General features: G+C 71.8%; 19 protein-coding genes and 1 tRNA gene. 10 read left to right on the top strand and 10 right to left on the bottom strand.

What is annotated here, in order from left to right:
- The first annotated feature begins 171 nt into the window (after positions 1-171).
- The gene (locus tag AB0N81_RS16775; protein WP_365358782.1) at positions 172-1,992 is read left to right on the top strand and encodes a sel1 repeat family protein; all 1,821 of its coding nucleotides are present in this window, start codon (positions 172-174) and stop codon (positions 1,990-1,992) included.
- A 90-nt stretch (positions 1,993-2,082) separates the two neighbouring features.
- A tRNA-Met gene (locus AB0N81_RS16770) sits at positions 2,083-2,156 on the top strand.
- Between the two features lie 92 nt (positions 2,157-2,248).
- Here the strand turns inward: AB0N81_RS16770 and AB0N81_RS16765 are convergent.
- The 4 genes from AB0N81_RS16765 to AB0N81_RS16750 all read right to left on the bottom strand — a co-directional run bounded on the left by AB0N81_RS16765 (position 2,249) and on the right by AB0N81_RS16750 (position 5,761).
- Positions 2,249-3,385 carry an ABC transporter substrate-binding protein gene (locus AB0N81_RS16765; RefSeq protein ID WP_365358780.1) on the bottom strand — a complete coding sequence of 379 codons (1,137 nt, stop codon included), beginning with the start codon at positions 3,383-3,385 and terminating at the stop codon, positions 2,249-2,251.
- A gap of 119 nt (positions 3,386-3,504) precedes the next feature.
- Positions 3,505-4,401 (bottom strand): ABC transporter permease, encoded by an 897-nt coding sequence (locus AB0N81_RS16760; protein WP_365358778.1) that lies wholly within the window; start codon positions 4,399-4,401, stop codon positions 3,505-3,507.
- Positions 4,398-5,174, bottom strand: coding sequence for an ABC transporter ATP-binding protein (locus AB0N81_RS16755; protein WP_365358776.1), 777 nt, complete (start codon positions 5,172-5,174; stop codon positions 4,398-4,400). Before AB0N81_RS16755 ends, AB0N81_RS16760 begins: the two co-directional genes overlap by 4 nt.
- A 170-nt stretch (positions 5,175-5,344) precedes the next feature.
- Positions 5,345-5,761: a Fur family transcriptional regulator gene (locus AB0N81_RS16750; protein WP_365358773.1), complete on the bottom strand. Its 417-nt coding sequence runs from the start codon at positions 5,759-5,761 to the stop codon at positions 5,345-5,347.
- Between the two features lie 138 nt (positions 5,762-5,899).
- Between AB0N81_RS16750 and AB0N81_RS16745 the strand changes: the two genes are divergently transcribed.
- Positions 5,900-7,369 (top strand): catalase, encoded by a 1,470-nt coding sequence (locus AB0N81_RS16745; protein ID WP_365358771.1) that lies wholly within the window; start codon positions 5,900-5,902, stop codon positions 7,367-7,369.
- Between the two features lie 66 nt (positions 7,370-7,435).
- Here the strand turns inward: AB0N81_RS16745 and AB0N81_RS16740 are convergent, their stop codons facing one another.
- Positions 7,436-7,843 (bottom strand): CBS domain-containing protein, encoded by a 408-nt coding sequence (locus AB0N81_RS16740; RefSeq protein ID WP_365358769.1) that lies wholly within the window; start codon positions 7,841-7,843, stop codon positions 7,436-7,438.
- A 214-nt stretch (positions 7,844-8,057) separates the two neighbouring features.
- Positions 8,058-8,858, bottom strand: coding sequence for a histidinol-phosphatase (hisN, locus tag AB0N81_RS16735; protein ID WP_365358767.1), 801 nt, complete (start codon positions 8,856-8,858; stop codon positions 8,058-8,060).
- 181 nt (positions 8,859-9,039) lie between these two features.
- Here hisN and AB0N81_RS16730 point away from each other — a divergent pair, with 181 nt between their 5' ends.
- Positions 9,040-9,645, top strand: a complete 606-nt coding sequence (locus AB0N81_RS16730) for a TetR/AcrR family transcriptional regulator (RefSeq protein WP_365358765.1) — start codon at positions 9,040-9,042, stop codon at positions 9,643-9,645.
- A gap of 28 nt (positions 9,646-9,673) precedes the next feature.
- On the opposite strand, the gene AB0N81_RS16725 is transcribed toward AB0N81_RS16730, so the two are convergent.
- From AB0N81_RS16725 to AB0N81_RS16710, 4 genes are all read right to left on the bottom strand, one after another.
- Positions 9,674-9,997, bottom strand: a complete 324-nt coding sequence (locus AB0N81_RS16725; RefSeq protein ID WP_362996345.1) for a multidrug efflux SMR transporter — start codon at positions 9,995-9,997, stop codon at positions 9,674-9,676.
- Positions 9,998-10,109: 112 nt separating this feature from the next.
- Positions 10,110-11,120: a ribosome small subunit-dependent GTPase A gene (gene rsgA, locus AB0N81_RS16720; RefSeq protein WP_365358764.1), complete on the bottom strand. Its 1,011-nt coding sequence runs from the start codon at positions 11,118-11,120 to the stop codon at positions 10,110-10,112.
- A 16-nt stretch (positions 11,121-11,136) separates the two neighbouring features.
- Positions 11,137-12,486: a 3-phosphoshikimate 1-carboxyvinyltransferase gene (gene aroA / locus AB0N81_RS16715; protein ID WP_365358762.1), complete on the bottom strand. Its 1,350-nt coding sequence runs from the start codon at positions 12,484-12,486 to the stop codon at positions 11,137-11,139.
- A gap of 32 nt (positions 12,487-12,518) precedes the next feature.
- Positions 12,519-13,253, bottom strand: a complete 735-nt coding sequence (locus AB0N81_RS16710) for a M50 family metallopeptidase (protein ID WP_365358760.1) — start codon at positions 13,251-13,253, stop codon at positions 12,519-12,521.
- Positions 13,254-13,302: 49 nt separating this feature from the next.
- On the opposite strand from AB0N81_RS16710, the gene AB0N81_RS16705 reads away from it, so the two are divergent.
- The 6 genes from AB0N81_RS16705 (at position 13,303) to AB0N81_RS16680 (ending at position 18,740) form a co-directional block, all read left to right on the top strand.
- The gene (locus AB0N81_RS16705; RefSeq protein WP_365358758.1) at positions 13,303-14,118 is read left to right on the top strand and encodes an SOS response-associated peptidase; all 816 of its coding nucleotides are present in this window, start codon (positions 13,303-13,305) and stop codon (positions 14,116-14,118) included.
- 19 nt (positions 14,119-14,137) lie between these two features.
- Complete coding sequence (locus tag AB0N81_RS16700; protein ID WP_365358982.1) at positions 14,138-14,776, top strand: alpha/beta family hydrolase; 639 nt, start codon at positions 14,138-14,140, stop codon at positions 14,774-14,776.
- A gap of 231 nt (positions 14,777-15,007) precedes the next feature.
- Complete coding sequence (locus tag AB0N81_RS16695; RefSeq protein ID WP_365358756.1) at positions 15,008-15,691, top strand: sigma-70 family RNA polymerase sigma factor; 684 nt, start codon at positions 15,008-15,010, stop codon at positions 15,689-15,691.
- Entirely contained in the window at positions 15,688-15,996 is a 309-nt protein-coding gene (gene rsrA, locus AB0N81_RS16690; RefSeq protein WP_365358755.1) for a mycothiol system anti-sigma-R factor, read from the top strand. Before AB0N81_RS16695 ends, rsrA begins: the two co-directional genes overlap by 4 nt.
- 141 nt (positions 15,997-16,137) lie before the next feature.
- Positions 16,138-17,484 (top strand): HD-GYP domain-containing protein, encoded by a 1,347-nt coding sequence (locus tag AB0N81_RS16685; RefSeq protein ID WP_365358753.1) that lies wholly within the window; start codon positions 16,138-16,140, stop codon positions 17,482-17,484.
- Positions 17,481-18,740 (top strand): HD domain-containing protein, encoded by a 1,260-nt coding sequence (locus AB0N81_RS16680; protein ID WP_365358751.1) that lies wholly within the window; start codon positions 17,481-17,483, stop codon positions 18,738-18,740. Before AB0N81_RS16685 ends, AB0N81_RS16680 begins: the two co-directional genes overlap by 4 nt.
- Positions 18,741-18,830: the final 90 nt, after the last annotated feature.

Genomic DNA, 18,830 nt, shown 5'->3' with positions numbered 1-18,830 from the left:
TGCCCGTCGTGTGCGGGTGTCCTATGCCAACACACGTGAACGGCGCGCTGCGGGGGGAGAGTTGGGAGATCTGTGTTTGACTTATCTCTCTGTGGGCATGTCGACAAAACGCTGAAGTGACCTCACTGGCTGCGGTATACCAGGTGTACCCAGGTTGCAGGTGGTGCGACGATGGACGTTATGGGGGACAAGGCAACTCTGTTGGAGACAGGGCGGTTTGTGCAGCCGGCCGACCGGGAGGATCCCGGGGCGGCCGCGGAGGAGATGCGCCACCGGCTGGCCGCGGAGGCCGGCGACGTGGACTCCATGAGCGTTCTCGGAAGCCTTCTGCTGCGCCGCGGTGACCTCGACGGGGCCGAATCTCTGCTGCGCGCGGCGACCGCCGAGGGCGACCGCGCCGCCGCCAACAACCTCGGAGTCCTCCTCCACCAGCGCGGATACGCCGACGAGGCGGCCGGCTGGTGGCGGGTCGCCGCCGTCGCAGGATCCGCCGCGGCCGCGCACGCGCTCGGGCGCCACCACCGCGAGCGCGGCGACGAGCCGGCCGCCGAGTACTGGCTGCGCCAGTCCGCCGAGCAGGGCCACACCCTCGGGGCGTACGCGCTCGCGGACCTCCTGGAGCACCGCGGTGACGTCGGCGCCGAGCGCTGGCTCAGGGTCGCCGCCGAGCGCGGCCACCGCGAGGCCGCGTACCGCCTGGCGCGCTCGCTCGACCGGCGGGCCGGCGCGGAGCGCACCGAGCCGTCCCCGCGCGCGGGACGTGGCGACGACGCCGCGCGCACGCCCGCCGACGAGGCCGAGCAGTGGTACCGCCAGGCGGCCGCCCGCGGCCACCGGCGCGCCGCGCTGCACCTCGGCGCGATCCTGGAGCGGCGCGGCGAGCTGAAGGAGGCCGGCCGCTGGTACCTCAACTCCGCCAAGGACGGGGAGGCCAGGGCGGCCTGCGCGCTCGGCTTCCTGCTGCGTGACGCGGGCGACGAGGAGAGCGCCGCCGTGTGGTGGCTCAAGGCCGCCCAGGACGGCGACGGGAACGCCGCGAACGCGCTGGGTGCGCTGCACGCCGAGCGGGGCGAGACGCAGACCGCCGAGCGCTGGTACCGCGCCGCCATGGACGCGGGCGACGTGAACGGCGCGTACAACCTCGGGCTGCTCTGCGCCGAGCAGGGCCGCACCGCGCACGCCGACCAGTGGTACCGCCGCGCCGCGTACGCAGGACACCGTGAGGCGGCCAACGCGCTCGCCGTGCTGCTGCTCCAGGGCGGCGACGCGGCGGGGGCCGAGCCGTGGTTCTCCAAGGCCGCGGAGGCGGGCAGCGTCGACGCCGCGTTCAACCTCGGCATCCTGTACGCGAGCCGGGACGACGAGGGCGCCGCCCTGCGGTGGTACGAGCGCGCGGCCGCCGCCGGGCACACCGACGCCGCGCTCCAGGTCGGCACCGCGCGGCTGCGCGAGGGCGAGGACCAGGAGGCCGAGCGGCACCTGCGGTGCGCGGCGGGCGGCGGCAGCGCCGAGGCGGCGTACCGGCTCGGCATGCTGCTCGACGCGCGGCGCCCCCCGGCGGGCCCGCCCGCGCTCGGTGAGCCCGCAGCGGAGAAGACCGAGTGCGAGGAGTGGTACGAGCGGGCCGCCCAGCAGGGACACCGGCGGGCCCAGGTGCGGGTGGGCATGCTCGCGTCGGGCCGCGGCGACATCGTCGAGGCCGCGCGGTGGTACCGCAAGGCCGCGGAGGCCGGCAGCCGGAACGGCGCGTTCAACCTCGGGCTGCTCCTTGCCCGTGAGGGCAGCGAGCCGGAGGCCGCGCTGTGGTGGACGCGGGCCGCCGACGCGGGGCACGGGCGGGCGGCGCTCCGCCTCGCCCTGCTGTACGCCCGGCGCGGGCAGCTGGCACAGGGGCAGCGGTGGGCCTCGCGGGCGGTCGACCTCGGCCCCGCGGAGGTCTCCGAGCGGGCGGGGCGTCTGCGCGAGGCCCTGCGGCAGGAGCTTTCCGCGTAGCTCCGCCCCGGGGCCCGCGGGGCCTGTCGGAGAGCCCGGCAGAACGGATTTGCGCTGGTCGTAGCGTTGACGTACTGTTGTGTTTACCGACGCGGGGTGGAGCAGCTCGGTAGCTCGCTGGGCTCATAACCCAGAGGTCGCAGGTTCAAATCCTGTCCCCGCTACTGAAACCGAAGGCCCGGAACCGATCAAGGTTCCGGGCCTTCGGCGTGCTCAGTATTCTCGGCGTGCTCGGCGTCCGTGTCTCGTGCCGGTGCTACTTGTGCCCCACCGCCTCCTCGTACAGCGTGCGGTCCACCGCCTTCTTCTCCGGCACCTTGTCGCCCTTCGAGACGCCCGCCGCGCGGTACGCGTCCTGGAGGCGGTCCGTCGTGCCCTTGCGGATCTCCCAGTCCATGCGCAGCGGCGGGGTGGACAGCAGGACGTCCTCGTCCGTGTCCAGGAGCTTGGCGAGCTTCGTCGCGAAGGCCTTGTCCGCCTTGTAGTCGCCCGCGAAGTACGTGTTCACCGTCCGGATGTACGCGCGCAGCAGCGCGACACCGGCGTCGGGGTCCTTCTTGAGGAGGTTCGGGCCGAAGAGGAGGCCGCCCAGCGGTTCGGCCTGGGGCTGGCCGCCCAGGAACGCGTACCGCTTGTCGCCGTCGACCTTGCGCCAGACCGGGTCGAGCAGCCAGGCCGAGTCGGTGCCGCCGTTCTGGAGGGCGGTCAGGACGTCCGCCGAGCCCAACTGCTGGAACTGGATCTCGTCGAGCCCGCCGCCGTGCTTCTTCAGCGCCTTGTTCATGGGGTACGCGATGACGGACCCCTTGCCGATCATCGTGCCGAGCTTGCGGCCCGCCATGGGGACGCGGGCCGCGGTCTCGTCCTTCTTCAGGCGTACCCACAGTCCGCTCTTGGAGCGGGGGTCCGGGGAGAAGTTGCCCGCCGTCCACTTGATGTCGAATCCGCTGGTGATGCCGTTCATCACGGCTGCTTCCGGAGCCGCCCACTGGGCGTCGACATCGCCCTTCGCGAGCAGGGGGAGCGCGTCGGGGGTGGGCAGCACCTTGAGGTCGACGTTCAGGTTCTCCTTCGCGAACTCGCCCTTCTCCACGGCCATCTGGAGGGGCGCGACGTACTCGGCGCTCAGGGTGCCGGTCGCGATCGTGAGGCTGCGCTCATCGGCGAGCGGTTCGGGCGCGGGCGTGTCCGGGGCGCAGCGGGCCGGCTTCCTGTCGGGGGACAGGTCCGCGGGATCGGTCCAACTGCCCTTGCCGCAGCCGGGGACGGAGGTGACGGTGCGGGGCTCGGTCGGGGCGGCCGCCTCCCGGTCGTCGTCGCTCTTCGCGCAGCCCACGGCGGCGAGCAGCGAGCCCGCCACGAGCAGTGACAGTGCGGTGGTGCGGGTGCGCATGGCGCCTCCGAGCGGTCTTCTACGTAGACGTAGGGCACGTGGACGTAGGGCACGTATACGTAGGGCACGTGGACGTACAGCACACATGCGTAAGGCACGTATACGTACAAGGGTCCGGGTCATGACTGGCTCCGGCCGCGGTCGCGCGGTGCCCAGGGTGTGAGCAACCGGCCCGCGATCCGCACCAGTTCGGAGAAGACGACGCCCAGCAGGGCGACACAGACGATGCCGACGAACATCACGTCGTTCTGGAAGAGCGCGCGCGAGTCGAAGATCAGGTGGCCGAGGCCGTCGGCCGCCGCGATCTGCTCCGAGGCGACGATCACCAGGACGGCGACTCCCGCGGCGATCCGCGCGCCGACGAGGACGGCGGGCAGGGACGCGGGCAGCAGTACGTGGCGGAACATCTGCCAGGGCGAGGCGCCGAAGACCTGGCCCGCGTCGCGGTGTCCGGAGGGTACGGCGAGGACCGCCGCCATCGTCGAGATCCAGACGAAGAAGAAGACCGTGGTGGCGACGAGGGCGATCTGCGGGCCCTCTCCCAGGCCGAACATGTTGAGGAAGACGGGGAGGAGCGCCAGCTTCGGGACGACGTACAGCGCGTCGAGGGTGGGTTCGAGAGCGGCTCGTACGACGGAGAGCGAGCCCATCAGGAGGCCCAGCGCGTACCCGGCGACCGTGCCGATCGCGTACCCGGCGAGCACGCGCTTCAGCGTGGCCCACACGTCCGGCCACAGCTCGCCGTCCGCCGCGCGGTGCCAGCCGTCCTCCAGGATGGTCTGCGGCGCGGGGTAGACGCGGTCGTCGATCCAGCCCCGGACGGCGGCCAGCTGCCACAGCAGGATCAGCGCGGCGGGCACGCCCACGGCGAGCGACAGTTCCAGGGCGCGGCGGCGGCGATGGGTGCGGACCGGGTGCAGCTCTTGCGGGCCGGGCCTTCTGACCAGTACGTATTCGCGCGAGGCGTCGCCCGGGGCGTCCCGTGGGGCGGGGCTCTTGCCGGTGGTGGTGGTCATGCCGCGGCCTCCGTGCCGACCTCGGCCCGCAGCAGCTCCCACAACTCGCTCTTGAGCTCGGTGAACTCCGGTGCCGTGCGGACCTCTCCGGTGCGGGGGCGCGGGAACGGCGGGCGGCGCTCGGCGATGACGCGGCCCGGCCGGGCCGACATCACCAGGACGCGGTCGCCCAGGACGATGGCCTCTTCGAGGCTGTGCGTGATGAACAGGGTGGTGGTCCGGGTGTTCTGAGTGAGGGCGAGGAGCTCATCCTGAAGGATGGTGCGGAGCTGGGCGTCGAGGGCCGCGAAGGGCTCGTCCATCAGCAGGATCTCGGGCTCCACGGCCAGCGCGCGGGCGATCGCCACGCGCTGGCGCATGCCTCCGGAGAGGGCGGCGGGGTAGGCGTCGGCGAAGTCCGCGAGGCCCATGCGGGTCAGCCAGTCCCTGGCCCGGGCGTTGGCCTCCTTGCGGGGGACGCGCTGGATGTCCAGGCCGAACCTGACGTTGGCCTGGACGGTCTTCCAGTCGTAGATGCCGTAGTCCTGGAAGATCATCGCGACGGGGCGCCGGGCGGCCGTGCGGATGCTCAGCTCGCCGGAGCTGGGGCGCAGGAGGCCGGCGGCGATGCGGAGGAGGGTCGACTTTCCGCACCCCGAGGGGCCGACGACGCAGGTGAACTCGCCGGGGGCCATGTCGAGGTCCATGGGGCCCAGGGCGTGCACCGCCCTTGGGGCCCGGCCGAAGGTTCTGGTCACTGCGCGGGCGCGGAGTTTGGGGTGCGGATCTTCCACGGCTTCTCCTCGCGGAGGGCAGGCGGATGTCGGGCGCCGCAGAGAATATGACGATCAGTCAGATACTGGAAGGGGTCGGCACCGGCCGTGAGGTGCACGACGAAGACCCCCGGCACCATGAGGTGCCGGGGGCCTTCGGGGTGTTGTCGATGTTCGTGGCCGCGAAAGGCCTACGCCGTCGCGCAATTCGGGCAGACGCCCCGGTACGTGACCTCCACGTCCTCGACCGTGAAGCCGAAGCGCTCCGAGTCGGGGAGGCTGGCGAGGGGGTTGCCCGTGGGGTGGACGTCGCGGATGGCGCCGCAGCGCGCGCAGACCAGGTGCTGGTGGGGGCGGTGCGCGTTCGGGTCGTACCGCTTGGCGCGGCGGTCGGTCGAGACTTCGAGGATCTCGCCGAGGGTCACGAGCTCGCCCAGTGTGTTGTAGACGGTCGCCCTGGAGATCTCGGGCAGCTTGTCCGTGGCGCGGGCGTGCACCTCGTCCGCCGTGAGGTGGACGTGGTCCCCGTCGAGGACCTCGGCCACGACGCGCCGCTGCGCTGTCATGCGCCAGCCGCGTCCGCGCAGTCGTTCCAACAGGTCACTCATGGAAGCCAGCCTAACAGGCAGGGGACTCAGTCCCGAACGGGTGTGACTTTGGATTCTCGCTTGACTTAGACAAAGTCCATCGTAGGATCGAGTACGGCAAACGCCAAGGGACAGGGCCGACGGACAGGACTTGCAGGAATGACGCAGGAGGCGCACGTGACGCAGGGACCGCTCACCACGGAGGCCGGCGCGCCGGTGGCCGACAACCAGAACAGCGAGACCGCGGGCGTCGGCGGACCGGTTCTGGTGCAGGACCAGGCGCTGCTGGAGAAGCTCGCCCACTTCAACCGCGAGCGGATCCCGGAGCGGATCGTGCACGCACGCGGTGCGGGTGCGTACGGCACCTTCACGCTGACCAGGGATGTCTCGCAGTGGACGCGTGCGAAGTTCCTCTCCGAGGTCGGCAAGGAGACCGAGACGTTTCTGCGGTTCTCCACCGTGGCCGGAAACCTCGGTTCGGCCGACGCTGTGCGCGACCCGCGCGGCTGGGCGCTGAAGTTCTACACCGAAGAGGGCAACTACGACCTCGTCGGCAACAACACCCCGGTGTTCTTCATCAAGGACGCCATCAAGTTCCCCGACTTCATCCACACCCAGAAGCGGGACCCATACACGGGCTCGCAGGAGGCGGACAACGTCTGGGACTTCTGGGGCCTCTCCCCGGAGAGCACGCACCAGGTGACCTGGCTCTTCGGCGACCGCGGCATCCCCGCCTCGTACCGCCACATGGACGGCTTCGGCTCGCACACGTTCCAGTGGAACAACGAGGCCGGTGAGGTCTTCTGGGTCAAGTACCACTTCAAGACCGACCAGGGGATCAAGAACCTCACCGCCCAGGAGGCGGAGATCCTCGCGGGCAAGGACCCGGACTCCCACCAGCGCGACCTGCGTGAGTCCATCGAGCGCGGCGACTTCCCGTCCTGGACCGTGCAGGTGCAGATCATGCCGGCGGCGGACGCGGCGAACTACCGCTTCAACCCGTTCGACCTCACGAAGGTGTGGCCGCACGCGGACTACCCGCCGATCGAGATCGGCAAGCTGGAGCTCAACCGCAACCCGGAGAACGTCTTCGCCGAGGTCGAGCAGGCCATCTTCAGCCCCGCGCACTTCGTGCCGGGCATCGGCCCCTCCCCGGACAAGATGCTCCAGGGCCGCCTCTTCGCGTACGGCGACGCCCACCGCTACCGCGTCGGCATCAACGCCGACCACCTGCCGGTGAACCGCCCGCACGCCACCGAGGCGCGCACCCACTCCCGTGACGGCCTCCTGTACGACGGCCGCCACAAGGGCGCGAAGAACTACGAGCCGAACAGCTTCGGCGGACCGTTCCAGACGGACCGGCCGCTGTGGCAGTCCGTCCCGGTCACGGGCGGCACCGGCAACCACGAGCCGGCCAGGCACGCCGAGGACAACGACTTCGTGCAGGCGGGCAACCTCTACCGCCTGATGTCCGAGGACGAGAAGGGCCGCCTGATCGAGAACCTGGCGGGCTTCATCTCCAAGGTCTCGCGCGACGACATCGCGGAGCGCGCGATCGACAACTTCCGTCAGGCCGACGGTGACTTCGGCAAGCGGCTGGAAGCCGCGGTCCAGGCCCTGCGCGGCTGACCAGCACCACTTGTCGTAGGAGAGCGGCGGGCCGGTTCCCTCACGGGGGCCGGCCCGCCGCCGCGTTCAGCCCGCCATCGTGGCGGTGGCCGCCGCGCGCCGGTCGGGTGCCCAGCAGCGGATGATGTCGCGGACCGAGACGATGCCGGTCGGCTCGTTCCCGTCCATGACGACCAGGTGCCGGAAGCCGCCGTGCGACATGGCGTCGGCGGCGTCCTCCAGGGTCCACGAGGGGCAGGCGAAGACGATCTCCGTGGTGGTGTGCGTGCCGGCGATCTCCTGGTCCGGGTCCTGGCCGAGGCCCAGGGAGATGAGGATGTCCCGCTCGGTGAGGATGCCGATGCCACAGGTGTCGTGGTCCAGGACGACGGCCGCGCCGACGCGGCGGGCCGCCATCAGGTGGGCGGCCTGACGGAGAGTGTGGGCGGGGCCGATGGTGAGGACCATCGAGCTCATGGCGTCGCGGACGAGCATGGGCGTGAGCCACCTCCTTGGTGAAACCGCGGCCTCCCGGTGGGCGAAGGATTGCCTCCGCTACCTGCTGGAGAACGGATTCACAAGTTCACAAGTGGGGGGACTCTCAGAGTTGCAGCCATGCCGGAGCCCAGCAAGAGGGTGCGTGCGGTCAGTTCAGGGCGTGCGGCGCGCGGGCGTGCGCCGGCCGAGCCGCCCGGAGCCGCTCGCGCGCTCAGTAACGCTGGTTGAGATAGCCGAGCAGCTCGTCGTGGAGCAGGCCGTTCGACGCGGCCGCGTTGCCGCTGTGCGGGCCCGGCCTGCCGTCGAGACCGGTGAAGCTGCCGCCCGCCTCCGTCACCACGATCGCGTTCGCCGCCATGTCCCAGAGCGAGAGCTCCGGCTCCGCGCAGAGGTCGACCGAGCCCTCGGCGACCATCATGTACGGCCAGAAGTCGCCGTAGCCGCGGGTGCGCCAGACCGCGCGCGTCAGGTCCATGAAGCCGTCAAGACGCCCCTGCTCCTCCCACCCCGTCAGCGAGGAGTACGCGAACGAGGCGTCCTGGAGCCGCGAGACCTTGGAGACGTGCAGCCGGGTCGCCGAGGTGAGCGAGCGGCCCGTGTACGCGCCGCCGCCCTTCGCGGCCCACCAGCGGCGGCCGAGCGCGGGCGCCGAGACGACGCCGACCACCGGCTGATAGCCCCCCTCGCCCGCCTCCATCAGCGAGATGAGCGTGGCCCACACGGGCACACCCCGTACGTAGTTCTTGGTGCCGTCGATCGGGTCGATCACCCAGCGGCGCGGTCCCGTGCCCTCGACGCCGTACTCCTCGCCGAGGATCGCGTCGCGCGGCCTGGCCCGCTGGAGGTTGCCACGGATCAGCTCCTCGGCGGCCTTGTCGGCCTCGCTCACCGGCGTCATGTCCGGCTTGGTCTCGACCTTCAGGTCGAGGGCCTTGAACCGGGCCATGGTCGCGGCGTCGGCGGTGTCCGCGAGGACGTGGGCGAGACGCAGATCATCGTGGTAGTCGGGCATGGGTGAACAGTATCGATCTCGTTCGGCACGATCCACAGCGCCGGGCGGCGGGCGCGCTCGCCCGCGCACGCGCCGGAGCTGTCGACAGCGCGCCGGAGCTATTGACAGTGCTGCTGAGCGCGTCAACTCTGGCACGGGAGCCCCTTTGGGCCTGTCCGGCCCTGGGCCCGGGGAGGCAACGATGCCTGCAGCACGGGAATCCTTACTGGACGCGGCGTACACGGCGCTCGCGCGGCGGCCGTGGCCCGGCGTCCGCATGGTCGACGTCGCGGCCACCGCCGGGGTGTCCCGGCAGACCCTGTACAACGAGTTCGGCAGCAAGGACGGCCTGGCCCGCGCCCTGCTTCGGCGCGAGACGGACGGCTATCTGCACGGCGTCGAGCGGGCCCTCGCCGAGGAGCGCGAACCCGCCGACCGGCTCGCCGCGGTGGCCGCCTGGACGGTGGGCGCGGCCCGCGGCAACGCGCTCGTACGGGCCGCCCTCACCGGCTGCTGGAGCGAGCGGCTGCCCGTGCCGAGCCGGGCCGCCGGGTCGACCTCTTCGGTACCGGCGCAGCGCCGCGCGGACGCGGGGGTGCCCACCGCCGCCGAACTGCTCGCGCTCGTACGGGACCGGGCCGTGCTCGCGCTCGGCGGCCGGGGCAGAGCCCGGGACCCCGAACTCGCCCGTGCCTGCGAGAGCGCCGTCCGCCTCGCCCTGTCGTACGTCGTCGCACCGGCCGGCAACGACGACGACCCCGCGGAAGTGGTCCGCGGGGCCATAGGGCGCTGGGTGGGCGCCAAGTAGACGCGGGCGCCGGTTGTGTTCGATACAGCTAGTGCGCGGAGCCCGACAGCTGGAGTCCGATCACGCCGATGATGACGAAGGAGATCGAGACGATCTTCAGCGTGGAGACCAGGTCGTCGAGGAAGATCATGCCGTAGATGGCGGTGCCCGCGGCGCCGATGCCCGTCCAGACCGCGTACGCGGGCCCCACGTCCAGCTTCTTCAGCGCGAGGGTCAGGAGACCGAAGCTGCCGAGGGCGAAGCAGGCGAACGCGATCGTGGGCCAGAGCCTGGTGAATCCGTGCGACAGCTTGAGACAGACCGCGAAGCCGGTCTCGAGAATCCCGGCGACGATGACCAGCAGCCACGCCATGTCCATGCCTCCCCGTACTCGTCCACGATCCGCGGCCACTTCGCCCGGCCTGCATCCGGCTGGGTGCGATTATGCATTTACCTTCGCCGTCGTGGCGCAAACAACGCGGAGGTCAGTCGTCGTCTCGTCGCTCCCGTGTCGAGAGCAGCCTGCGCAGTGAGTAGAGGCGGGCCGGGTCCGCGTGCCCGGCGGCCACCCAGGCGTCCAGAGCGCAGTCCTTCTCGTCGTGGCTGCAACCGCGCGGGCAGTCCGCCGTCCCCGGCTCCAGGTCGGGGAAGGCGAGGATGACGCGGGACGGGTCGACGTGGTGGAGACCGAACGACCGTACGCCCGGCGTGTCGATCACCCAGCCGCCCACATCCGCGAGCGGCAGTGCGAGCGCGGACGTCGTGGTGTGCCTGCCGCGGCCCGTGACCGCGTTGACGTGCCCGGTCGTACGCCGCCGCTCCTCCGGGACGAGCGCGTTGACGAGCGTCGTCTTGCCGACCCCCGAGTGCCCGACGAAGGCGGTGACCTTGCCGTCGAGCAGTTCGTGGATCCGCGCGAGCTCCGCGCCGTCGGTGAACTCCTCGCGGCTGGTGACCACATAGGGGATGTCGAGGGTGGAGTAGGTCTCCAGGAGCTTGTCGGCGGAGGCCAGGTCCGACTTGGTCAGGACGAGGACGGGCTCCAGACCGCCGTCGTACGCCGCCACGACGCACCGGTCGATCAGCCGCGGCCGCGGCTCGGGATCGGCGAGCGCCGTGACGATGGCGAGCTGGTCGGCGTTGGCGACGACCACCCGCTCGTACGGATCGTCGTCGTCGGCGGTGCGTCGCAGGACGGACGTGCGCTCCGCGATCCGCACGATCCGGGCGAGTGTGTCCTTCTTGCCGGAGAGGTCCCCGACCACCGCGACCCTGTCACCCACCACGGCGGCCTTGCGGCCCAGCTCGCGGGCCTTCATCGCCATCACGATCCGGTCGTCGACCAGGACGGTGAGCCGGCCCCGGTCGACGGTGAGGACCATGCCCTCGGCCGCGTCCTCGTGCTTGGGCCTGGTGTGGGTGCGGGGGCGGTTGCCCTTGCGGTTGGGGCGGACGCGGATGTCGTCCTCGTCGGGGTTCTTGCCGTAGCGGCGCATGTTCTCGTTCCGCCCGTCAGTTCCCGAGCATCCCGGTCCAGAGGTCGGGGAAGTCCGGGAGCGTCTTCGCCGTCGTCGCGACGTTCTCGATCTGCACGCCCTCCACCGCGAGGCCGATGATCGCGCCCGCGGTCGCCATGCGGTGGTCGTCGTACGTGTGGAAGACGCCGCCGTGCAGCCGGCGCGGCCGGATGTGCAGGCCGTCGGCGGTCTCCGTGACGTCGCCGCCCAGTTCGTTGATCTCCTTGGTCAGCGCGGCAAGGCGGTCCGTCTCGTGCAGGCGCAGGTGGGCGACGCCGCGCAGCGTCGAGGGGGAGTCCGCGAGGGCCGCGACCGCCGCGATGCCGGGGGTGAGCTCGCCGACCTCGCTGAGGTCCACGTCGATGCCGTGGATCGAGCCGGAGCCGGTGAACACCAGTCCCTGCTCGGTCAGTTCGCAGGAGCCGCCCATCTCCGTGAAGATCTCGCGCAGCGCGTCGCCGGGCTGCGTGGTGCGGGCAGGCCAGTCGGGGACGGTGACCGTGCCACCGGTGACCAGAGCCGCGGCGAGGAACGGCTGGGCGTTCGACAGGTCGGGCTCGATGGTCAGGTCGCGGCCGAGGAGGGCGCCGGGAGCGACCCGCCACACGTTCGGCTCGCCGCCCGCCTCGGGGGTGTCCACCTGGGCGCCGACGGCGCGGAGCATGTCGACGGTCATCCGGATGTGCGGCATGGACGGCAGCGGGCCGCCCACGTGCCGGACCTCCACGCCCTGGTTGAAGCGCGGACCCGAGAGCAGCAGGGCGCTGACGAACTGCGAGGAGGACGAGGCGTCGATCTCGACCCGGCCGCCCTCCAGGGCGCCGCCGCCGTGCACGGTCAGCGGCAGCGCGCCGGGGCTGCCCTGAGAGGCGTCGTCGATGCGGGCGCCGAGTGCGCGCAGGGCGTCGATGACGCCGTGCAGGGGCCGCTCGTACGAACGGGGGTCGCCGTCGAAACGGATCGGGCCGTCCGCGAGGGCCGCGACCGGGGGAAGGAAGCGCATGACCGTACCGGCGTTGCCGACGTCGACCGTGGCCGGACCGTGCAGGCGCGAGGGGATCACGCGCCACGCCTCGCCGGACGTGTCCTTGCCGCCCGCGACGGACGAGCTCGACGACACGGTCTCGTCGATGCCGACGCCCATCGCGCGGAGCGCGCCCGCCATCAGCAGGGTGTCGCGGGAGCGCAGCGGGCGGCGCAGCCAGCCCGGCTCGGCGGCCAGCGACGCCAGGACCAACGCGCGGTTGGTGACCGACTTCGAACCGGGGACGTGGACCGTCGCGGTGACGGCTCCGCTTGCGTGCGGGGCGGGCCAGAGGGCGGTGTTCGCCGGGGTTTCGGTCATGCCCTCACTTTAGTGGCTGGCCGGGACGCCGCTCAGACGTCAAGGAGCCAGCGCGCCCCGCCCATCAGGGAGCAGAGCGAGACGGCGTGGAAGAGGAAGAGCCACAGGCCCGCGGGGGCGTGCGTGAGCCGCGCCAGCTGGTCCGCGTCCGAGTCGCCCGCGCCCCCGCGCCTGCGCTTGGACTGCAGCTCGAAGGCGGGACGTACACCGCCCAGGAGCAGGAACCACACCACCGCGTACGCGAACGCCGCCTGTACGTCGGTGTTCGCCAGCCAGGAGACGACCAGGAACGTGCCGCCGGTGAGGATCACGGTCAGCGCGCCATACGCGTTGCGGATCATGACCAGCATCACGACGAGCAGCGCGGTCGCGATCCACAGGAACGCCGTGATGCGCCCCGAGGCGAGCAGCGCCGCGCCGCCCAGGCCGAGCAGCGGGGGCGCGGTGTAGCCCGCGGCCGCGGTGAGGATCATGCCGAGCCCGGTGGGCCTGCCGCGCGAGACGGTCAGGCCCGAGGTGTCGGAGTGCAGCCGGATGCCGTCGAGGCGGCGCCCGGTGAGCAGGGCGACCAGGCCGTGGCCGCCCTCGTGCGCGATGGTGATGGCGTTGCGGGCGAGGCGCCATATGGAGTGCGGCACGACGACGGCGAGGGCGACGACGCCGGCCGCGATCACCAGCCACTGCTCGGGCGCCGGCTGGGTGCCGAAGACGCGGTCCCAGAGGTCGGTCAGGCCGGCGTCAGCGGCGGTTTCGATTCCTATGGCCATTGCTGGGACCGGCTCCTCTGGTGGTACGGGGTCTGGCAGTCTGGCACGTATGTGCGGACGGTATGCATCCAGTCGTAGGCCCGAGGATCTCGCGGCGACCTTTGAGATCGAGAAGTGGGAGCCGGAGGAGGCGCTGGCCCCCGACTTCAACGTGGCGCCCACGAAAGAGGTCTACGCGGTCCTGGACCGTCCCCTGAAAGACGCCGAGGACCAGCGTCCGGTTCGCCAGCTGCGCACCCTGAAGTGGGGCCTCGTGCCCTCCTGGTCCAAGACGCCCGAGGGCGGCGCGCGGATGATCAACGCCCGTGCGGAGACCGTCCACGAGAAGCCCTCCTACCGCCGCGCCTTCACCTCCCGTCGCTGTGTCATCCCGGCCGACGGCTATTACGAGTGGGTGACCGCGCCCGACGAACGGCAGCTGGAGGTCGAGGGCAAGAAGAAGCGGCCCCGCAAGCAGCCCTACTTCGTGACGCCCGCCGACGGCTCGGTCTTCGCCATGGCGGGGCTCTACGAATTCTGGCGGGACAAGACGCTGCCCGACGAGCACCCCCTCGCCTGGTGGGTGACCTGCACGGTGATCACCACGGAGGCGGAGACCACGCCCCTCGCCGTCGCCCCCGAGGAGGGCCCGCGCTCCCTCGCGGACATCCACCCGCGCATGCCGCTGATGCTCACGCCGGACCGCTGGGACGCCTGGCTGGACCCGTCCCGTACGGACGCCGAGGACCTGCGCACTCTCCTGGAGCCGCCGCCGCACGGACTGATGCGGGCCTTCCCGGTGTCCACCGCCGTGAGCAACGTGCGCAACAACGGTCCGGAGCTGCTGAAGGAGCTCGAAGGACCCGAAGAGGGCACACTCTTCTGACGTGACGCACGTGACACATATGACGCAGAGCGAGACGGTCGGGACCGACGCCGGCACGGCACGGATCACCTGGCACCCGGCCACGAAGAAGGCCAGGTTCGTGCTGGCCGTGAGCCACGGCGCCGGCGGCGGCATCGAGGCCCGCGACCTCCAGGCCCTCGCCGCCGCGCTGCCCGCGCACGGCGTGACCGTCGCCCTCGTGGAGCAGCCCTGGCGTGTCGCGGGCAAGAAGCTCGCGCCCGCGCCGAAGACGCTGGACACGGGGTGGCGCGGCATCTGGCCGGCGCTGGAGAAGAAGGGGCTCCCCGTGATCTCGGGCGGCCGCAGCGCGGGCGCGCGCGTGGCCTGCCGCACGGCGGTCGAGCTGGGCGCCGCCGCCGTCCTCGCCCTGAGCTTCCCGCTGCACCCGCCGGGCAAGCCGGAGAAGTCCCGCGCCGACGAACTGCTCGGCGCGGGGGTGCCCACGCTCGTCGTGCAGGGCGGCAACGACCCCTTCGGGAAGCCCGCCGAATTCCCCGAAGGCACGTACGAACTGGTGGAGATTCCGTACGGCGACCACGGGTTCGCCGTGCCCAAGCGCGCGGACATCGGGCAGGACGAGGCAGTGAAGCGCATCACGGACGGCGTCACCCGGTGGACGGGAATGTTGGACGGGTGACCTCTGTTGTTGCGGACAGACGGTGAACACCGTTGACAGCTGTTCGTACGAGAGGGAGTCCGCCGCATGGGTTCGACCATCTGCCCGAACCGCTCCAGCGCCTCTGACCTGGAGTGGACGGTGCTGAGCGCACCCAAAACCGCATCTATTCGGGCGGCGCGGGGACCGGGTCGTCGTCTATCCTCCGATTCGAGTGGGGCTGCTTTCGGCCTCGTCACGTCGTTGGAGGAGGTGGGTCCGGTCACTGGGACCGACGCAGGGACCGAGCACGGCCAGGCGGAGCAGCCCCGAGAGAGTTCGGAGACTTCCGAGACGGCCGCGGAGCGCACGGCCCGCTTCGAGCGGGACGCACTGACGTTCCTCGACCAGATGTACTCGGCGGCGCTGCGCATGACGCGCAACCCGGCGGACGCGGAGGACCTGGTGCAGGAGACCTACGCCAAGGCGTACGCGTCGTTCCACCAGTTCCGCGAGGGCACCAACCTCAAGGCGTGGCTGTACCGCATCCTCACCAACACCTTCATCAACTCGTACCGCAAGAAGCAGCGCGAGCCCCAGCGCAGCGCCGCCGAGGAGATCGAGGACTGGCAGCTCGCGCGCGCCGAGTCGCACATGTCCACCGGTCTGCGCTCAGCCGAGTCGCAGGCGCTGGACCACCTGCCGGACTCGGACGTGAAGCAGGCTCTGCAGGCGATCCCCGAGGAATTCCGCATCGCCGTCTATTTGGCCGACGTAGAAGGCTTTGCGTACAAGGAGATCGCGGACATTATGGGGACACCCATCGGTACGGTGATGTCCCGACTGCACCGGGGCCGCCGCCAGTTGCGCGGCATGCTGGAGGACTACGCCCGTGAGCGCGGGCTCGTCCCGGCGGGTGCCGGGGAGTCGAACGGAACGAAAGGCTCGGGCTCATGAGCTGCGGAGAGCCGCACGAGACTGACTGCAGTGAAGTCCTGGACCATCTCTATGAGTTCCTCGACCACGAGATGCCGGACAGCGACTGCACCAAGTTCGAGACGCACTTCGAGGAGTGCTCTCCGTGCCTGGAGAAGTACGGCCTCGAGCAGGCGGTCAAGAAGCTGGTGAAGCGCTGCTGCGGCCAGGACGACGTCCCTGTCGACCTGCGCGCCAAGGTGATGGGCCGCATCGACCTCATCCGCTCCGGACAGACCGTCCCCGAGCAGGACGTCACCCAGGACGCGGCCCCCTCGGAGGCCTGACCGCCCGGGGCCCGCTCCAGGGCCCCGCTCCAGAACCCGTTCTCCTCTCCCGTCACTCGAACGTGCTAATTACCGGCAGCCGGGCGCTGGCCGGTGGACCGCCGTTCTAGTCTCCGGACCGGAAACGGGGAGGAGAACTCCATGCGGTCGGTGCCGGTGCGGGCCCGCGTCTACATCCTGTGCGTCGCCCTGACCGGCCTCGCCTGCGCCGTGCCCGCGGCGGGCGAGCACCCGTCGTGGCCGGCCGTGGCGCTCCTCGCCGTCCTGTACGCCGGGTGCGAGCAGATCACCCGATGCCGCTTCGTCGGCCGCCGCGCCCCCCGCGGCCTCGCCACCTTCTTCCCCGTACTCCTGGCCGGGGTGTTCCTGCTGCCGCCGTCGGCCGCCGCGCTCGTCGCCGTGCCCGGCGCGCTGCTCGCCCGCGTCGACCGGCGCCCCCGCTGGGTGCGCCGCATCTGGCGCGCCGCCCAACTCGCCCTGGCAGCCTGGGTGTCCGCGCGGGTGTACGCGGCGCTGGGCGGCCCCGCCGCCAGTACCGCCCCCGACTTCCCGTACGTCCTCGGGCCCGCCGGAGCCACCGTGCTGGCGTTCTCCGCCGTGCTCACCGCGCTGGACGGCGGCGTCCTGGTGACCGCCGAACGCGTCCCGGCGCGGACCGCCTGGCGCGGCCTCTTTTTGCGCTCGCTCGCCCCCGTCACCGTGCACGGCCTCGCCGGCCTGATGATGGCGGTGCTCTGGACCAGCCCCTACGGCCCCGCCGCCGCCCTGCTCGTCCTGCTCCCGATGGGCGTCTCCTGCTGGGTCTTCGCGCAGTACCACCGCGAGCGGGCCGCCCACCAGGCCACCATCCGCGCCCTCGTCCAGGCCGTCGACATCAAGGACAAGTACACCCGCGGGCACAGTGAGCGCGTCGGCCGCGCCTCCGTGATGATCGCGCGCGAGCTGGGCATGGACGACGAGCGCGTCGAGGTCCTGCGGTTCGCCGGAATCCTGCACGACGTCGGCAAACTCGGCGTGCCCACCCGGCTGTTGCGCAAGGACGGGCCGCTGACGCCGGAGGAGCGGCGCGTGATCGAACTGCACCCCGAGTACGGGCACGAGATGGTGCGCGGCATCGGCTTCCTGGGCGAGGCGCGGGCGGCGATCCTGCACCACCACGAACGGATCGACGGCAGCGGGTACCCGTACGGCCTCGCGGGCCCGCAGATCCCCGAGTGCGCGCGGGTGGTGGCGGTGGCCGACGCCTTCGACGCCATGACGTCCACGCGGTCCTACCGAAGGGCCCGGCCCGTCGAGGCGGCCGTGGCCGAGCTGATCCGCTGCGCCGGCGCACAGTTCGACCCCGAGATGGTCGGGGCACTGGCGCGGGCCTTGGACCGGCACGGCTGGCACCCCGAGGTCACGGCGGACGTGCCCGAACAGGGCGGCGGCCTGCCGCCCGGCCCCGACCTGCCCGCGCCCGCGGTACCCCGTACGGCGGCCCGGTGAACGCCGCGCCCCGCCTGCCCCCGACGGTCACCTGCCTGGCCGCGCTGCTCGCCGCCGTCTCCCTCGCCTGGACGCTCTGGCACGGCATCACCGAGAGCCGGGCGGCCCTCGCCTTCGGCGTGCTGATCGCCCTCGGCGAGCTGGCCCGGTGGGGGAGCGGCGGGGACCGGGAGCCCGCGCCGCTCGGTGCCGCGGGGGCGCTCGCGTACGCCCTGCTCGGTGAGAGCTCCGGGCGGGCCACGCACCACGGAGTGCTGCAGGTGATCGCCGTGGTGGTCGCGGCGGCCCTCGTGGGAGCGGTGCCGAACGTGGCGCTCGGCCGCGGACCCACGCTGGACCACATGGCGCGACGCGTGCTGACCGCGGGGTTCGCCGCGGCCTGCTTCCAACCCCTCTACAACTCCGGCAAATTGGGGGAGTGGGTGGGGCACGGGCCGTACTTCGCGCTCGTCATCGTCGCCCTGCTCGTCCTCACCGCGCTCTGCGACGCCGTCCTCGCCGCCGTGACGGCGCACGCCCGCACCCGGTGGCCGTTCGGGCCGCTGCTGCGGGAGGAGCTGCGGGCGATGCCCGGCATCGGCTCCGCCGTCTGCGCGACAGGTGCCGTGATGGCGCTCGCGGTGGCCGTGGCGGGCCTGTGGGCGCTGCCCGTCTTCAGCCTTCCGCTGCTCCTCACCCAGCTGTCCTTCCGGCGGTACGCGGCGGTGCGGGCGACCTACCGGCAGACCATGGCCTCCCTGGCCAGGGCCACCGAGATCGCCGGATACACCCCGCAGGGCCACGCCCACCGCGTGGCCGGGCTGAGCCGGGCCGTGGGGCGGGACCTCGGGCTCTCCGCGACGGACCTCACCGTCCTGGAGCACGCGGCGCTGATGCACGACATCGGGCAGCTGTCCCTCGTCGACCCCGTCCCCGAAGGGGCCACCGCCGCGCTCCCCGAGGCGGAACAGCGGCGAATAGCCCTGCTCGGCGGCGCCGTCGTCCGGCAGACGGGGGTGGACGCCGCCGTCGCCGTCGTGGTGGAGCGCCAGGCCGACCCGTACCGCGAGCAGCCCCTCACCGCGCGTATTGTGCGGACCGCGAACGCGTACGACGAGATGGCGCGGGGAGAAGGACCCTCAGGGGCGCTGGGCGGCCCCCTCCACGCCCTGGAGAGGCTGCGCCTGGCGACCGGCCGCGACTATCAGCCGGAGGTCGTGGAGGCCTTGGCGCGGGTGCTGTCCAGGAATGGCCTTACCTCGAGCGCGGCTGGGTAACCCATGGGTAATGAGCGGCTGTCCGACCGTACGTGGTTGGATGCGAAGAAGAGGGCGCGCGGGGGTACGACCCGACGCCGTGCCCGAACG

This window comes from Streptomyces sp. NPDC093510 (assembly GCF_040683555.1).
Classification (GTDB): domain Bacteria; phylum Actinomycetota; class Actinomycetes; order Streptomycetales; family Streptomycetaceae; genus Streptomyces.
This window is presented reverse-complemented; position numbering and strand designations above follow the sequence as displayed.